Consider the following 338-nt stretch of genomic DNA (forward strand, 5'->3'; position numbering starts at 1 on the left):
TACCCGGATTTTGTGGATTTTGCAAGCTAAAAAGCACGTATTTGTAAAAAAAGTGTGTTCTCTCCCATTTTGTCCCAAAGTATGTTACAATGATACTGGCCGTTTGGGCCGGAAGGAGGAAAGGAATTTGAGCATTTTACGCACCATTGCGTTATTCGTTTATCTGTTTGGCTATATGATCGTGCACTATGCCACCCTGCGCCGGGCCGAGCGTGCCCTGGCTGCCGGGGATCTGGACACGGTGGAGCAGATCGTCAAGGCCAACATCCCCCGCTGGAGCCGGGGCATCATGCGCGTTACGGGGGCCCGGATGACGGTGGAAGGGCAGAAGAATATCC

The 338-nt window shown here is 52.7% G+C and carries 1 pseudogene; it reads left to right on the top strand.

Annotation, left to right across the window (positions count from 1 at the left end):
- Positions 1-52: 52 nt before the first annotated feature.
- A pseudogene (locus P0G09_RS16330) lies at positions 53-338 on the top strand (1-acyl-sn-glycerol-3-phosphate acyltransferase); the annotation flags it as partial.

The sequence above is a fragment of the Faecalibacterium sp. DFI.5.82 genome, assembly GCF_029076575.1.
GTDB classification, from domain to species: domain Bacteria; phylum Bacillota; class Clostridia; order Oscillospirales; family Ruminococcaceae; genus Faecalibacterium; species Faecalibacterium duncaniae.